This window comes from Limnospira sp. PMC 1279.21 (genome assembly GCF_032349615.1).
GTDB lineage: Bacteria > Cyanobacteriota > Cyanobacteriia > Cyanobacteriales > Microcoleaceae > Limnospira > Limnospira fusiformis.
This window is the reverse complement of record NZ_JARPLU010000286.1, coordinates 1-3,588: the sequence shown is the minus strand read 5'-3', so window position 1 is coordinate 3,588 and position 3,588 is coordinate 1. Positions and strand designations below refer to the sequence as shown.

Sequence of the window (3,588 nt, the reverse complement as noted above, 5' to 3'; positions counted from 1 at the left end):
CCATTATCGGTGGGTGGGGGCGGGTTTAGTTAAATTCCGGTGGGGAAGTTTCATTGGCGGCAGAACCCGCCCCTACATTATCGGTGGGTGGGGGCGGGTTTAGTTAAATTCCGGTGGGGAAGTTTCATTGACGGCAGAACCCGCCCCTACGGCTTTTTCGGGTGGGGGTGGTGAAGTTTAATTAACTAGGGAATGGCAGGATTTTTGTGTGAACGATAATTGCTGTTTTTGATATGCTAAGTTAAGGCTATATTCCTAAAGTTTTAGCAATCCGATCGCGACTTTTGGCTAAATGTGCTATACTATAGGCATCCAGACGATCGCTACGACGTTTAACTAGGTAGTCTAGGGATTCTTCTAACTGCTTAAACTGAAACCAGGCTAAGGTCTGTGCATCTTGGGGGGCGGGGGTATTTCCTAATACTATATCAGTCATTAAATCTAGATAAACTTGTTGTAGCGATCGACGCACCGGACCGATAGATATTTGTTTTTCGCTAGTCCATAGTTCCGACCAGATACTATTTGTTAGCATTTCCAATAATTCGGGTATGGTTAAAGCATTACCAGGAGAGGTTTTAAATTCCAAATCCCGCAACCGAGTTAACCTCGCCGGTGAAAGTAGTTCGGATAAAATGCGGTTTTGGACCCACCCAATGCGATCGCTAATAGGATAATCTAAGGAAGCAAAACGATTAGGATTTCCCCAATCAGACCATCGAGAAGGAACTAAGCGATTTAACAGATTCGGAGAAAAATTAAAAGCATCTTCAGCAAATACATATTTGGCTAAAAGTTGCAAAGCCTCTCGTTGCTGAGTTACTGGAATCGGCTCTAAAGGTAAAGAACTGCCACTATTACCAATGCGGTAACGATGGAAAGACTGACCACCTATATATGGTATAGCATTAGCTGCATTATTAGCATAATAACTCAAAATTGTGTTAAAAGCTATCAGCAGTTGGTCAGATTCTTGGCTGCTAGGAAATGAACGAGTTTCTAACCTATCCCATATATATTGGGCATTGTCTAATTGCCATTGGGAATAGCGTAACATATCACTACTAAGATCCCATGGTAGCGCCTCGGGGTCAAGAAAAATTCCCCATACATCCTCATCGGTTGCAAATGCTAGATCTGGCTCAGTTGCCCGTGCTACAATTTCCTGTAATTGGCGAGACTCTAAATAAGGTGTCATATCTAAAATGGGTTGATATCCATATTGAATCGCCCATTGATCATAAGCGCCTAAAACCACGGGAAAATAATCGCCCTGGGGTTGTCCTGGGGGGGCTAAATTCACTGGTAAATAATCCATTACTGAGGCGGTCATTCCCCTAGTGCGGGTAATATCGCGATCGTTTAATTCCTCTGGTGTTAGCATGGTACTACCCCGGAAATTGTGTCTTAAACCCAAAGTATGACCAATTTCATGGGCGGTTAAATAACGCAAATATTGATTAATATACTCATCTATAGAATCTTGGTGAAATCTAGGGTTAACGGACATGGCGATCGCACCAATAGCCAATTGGCGAGTAGATTCTACCTCAAAACAAAAATGCTCCAATGCTATTAAATATTCCTGATTATTAGGGGTGGGTTGTTGCCAATTTCGCCCTAATAAACCATCCTGACATTGTGCAGAACTACCCTCGACTAAAATTTCCTGTCTTTGTCGCAAGCTGTCAATGGCTTGACTTTCAATCACCATATCTGCATCTAAAATTTGACCGGTTAAAGGGTTAACATGGGAAGGACCGTAACCACTGAAAGGCGAGTTAAAAGATGTAGACCAGCGAATGGTATTATAACGGACATCGGCGGGATCCCAGGTAGCATTGTCCGGCATTTGTCGCACTTCGATCGCATTCATAAAACCCACCTTTTCAAAGGCTTTATTCCACATCAAAGCGCCTTCGGCAATAGCTTGACGGTATGCTAAAGGAATGGTATTTTCTAGCCAAAATACAATCGGTTCTACTGGTGCTGACAAGGGCGCACTAGGGATTTGTTTTTGTAAATTCCATCGGTTAATATAGCGCACCATTGCCCCTGTTCGGGTAGGGTTAGAAACATCCCGATAAATCGTTGTAAAATAGCCGATTCGTTCATCAGCTAGGCGAGTGCGGTAGCTGTGATCATCAGGAAGGGCGAGAAAACTGTAACGAATTTTTAGGTTAAATGCACGCCTATCAGAAATAGCTGGGCTATGAGGTACTAGGTTTCTCCCCACGGCTGTAAACCCTAATACTGATGCGACTTCGACATTATTGGGAAATGCTTTGAGACCCGAAATATAGGATTTATCAGCATCAAAATTGTAGTTATTTTGTAAACTGAATAACAGTTGAGAAACGACTCCCGAAAATTCGTTATTTCCTACTAAAACTGGGCTGAAATCTACTAAAATACTCTGTCTTTCAGGATGGGTAGCCATGACAGGTAGGGAGTATAAAACTGAATCCCTAAAAGCGCGGTCTATGGCTGCGGCCTGGGTTTCTTGGGGATTGAACCGAAAGTTGATATTAGGAATTAATAATTCTATCCGGTTGGAAACAGAACGCAGTTTAAACAGGAAACTTCCTAAATCTTGACCACTCCAAAAGTTACTATTTTCTAACCCAGACTCAAGGCTAATAAAACACAGAAAATTTTGCTCAAGCTGTTGGGGTTGAATTTCCAGATAAACCTGTCTAGTTTCGGGTTTGTGATAGAGAGTAAACAACCCGACCAATTGTTCTGTTCCCTGGATGATACCATCAAAATCGGCAGGTTGTGTCTGTTGCTGTGATATCTGAAATGGAGCGATCGCCAAAGATTTGGGGATTTGTGCGATCGCTTTATTCCACCCCATTGTCACCATAACAAATGAGAGCAACAAAATTATCAGATATCGGCTTAATCTTCTCATCAACCATTAGGTGTTCTGAGATCGTATTGTTCTAACTTCTGCTCAAAAATCTCAGACGCTTGTTCAGCAGGTATATCCAACATTTGCCACAAATGGGTCAAAAACTCTCGTTCCTTAATAGACAAGACCCCATCAACTAATAACAAATCGCTAACTACTGTAAACACAGTTTCCTGAAGTTGTACAGGTAAAAACTCACGAGCGATCGCCAACAGAGAGTAAGTCCCCTTGAGAGATAGTAACTCAAATAACTTTTCGACTAAATTAGTCAGCTTGGGCTGAGAATATCCGTTAAACAGGGGAAGTTCCGACAATAAAACTATAATCCGTTCCCTTTCCTGGGCGCACAGATAGCCGTCAGCACAGATAGCACTAACTGCGATCGCCGCAAACGCCTCCGGGGTAGACAGAGAAATCCGCGTTTCATCCTGTCCTTTAAAGATTTTGTTGAGTATGCTCATCAGAAACCCACTGATACATTTACGCGACATTTTTCCGGTTGTTCCCGGACAATGCAACGATAGCACTATTACCCGTTAAGGTAACAGAGGCGGTATCCCGCAAAGCTTTTAGAAAGATTCCAAAAGCACCGTTCCAGTCCCGTGGTAGAGTGAACCCCCACTCAGGACATCGGAACACTTTTGAGCCACCTAGCTGGGAATGGACATGACCAC

The 3,588-nt window shown here is 42.9% G+C and carries 2 protein-coding genes and 1 pseudogene; all 3 read right to left on the bottom strand.

What is annotated here, in order from left to right; all coding sequences use genetic code 11:
• Positions 1–247: 247 nt before the first annotated feature.
• Positions 248–2,914 (bottom strand): zinc-dependent metalloprotease, encoded by a 2,667-nt coding sequence (locus P5683_RS23545; RefSeq protein WP_006670275.1) that lies wholly within the window; start codon positions 2,912–2,914, stop codon positions 248–250.
• The gene (locus P5683_RS23540) at positions 2,914–3,375 is read right to left on the bottom strand and encodes a tellurite resistance TerB family protein (protein ID WP_008056207.1); all 462 of its coding nucleotides are present in this window, start codon (positions 3,373–3,375) and stop codon (positions 2,914–2,916) included. Before P5683_RS23540 ends, P5683_RS23545 begins: the two co-directional genes overlap by 1 nt.
• A gap of 19 nt (positions 3,376–3,394) precedes the next feature.
• Positions 3,395–3,588 (bottom strand): annotated as a pseudogene (locus P5683_RS23535) (hypothetical protein); the annotation flags it as partial.

Bases quoted from the DNA above. Each gene is read 5' to 3' on its own strand.
- P5683_RS23545 (WP_006670275.1), bottom strand. From the start codon at position 2,914: ATGAGAAGATTAAGCCGATATCTGATAATTTTGTTGCTCTCATTTGTT.
- P5683_RS23540 (WP_008056207.1), bottom strand. From the start codon at position 3,375: ATGAGCATACTCAACAAAATCTTTAAAGGACAGGATGAAACGCGGATT.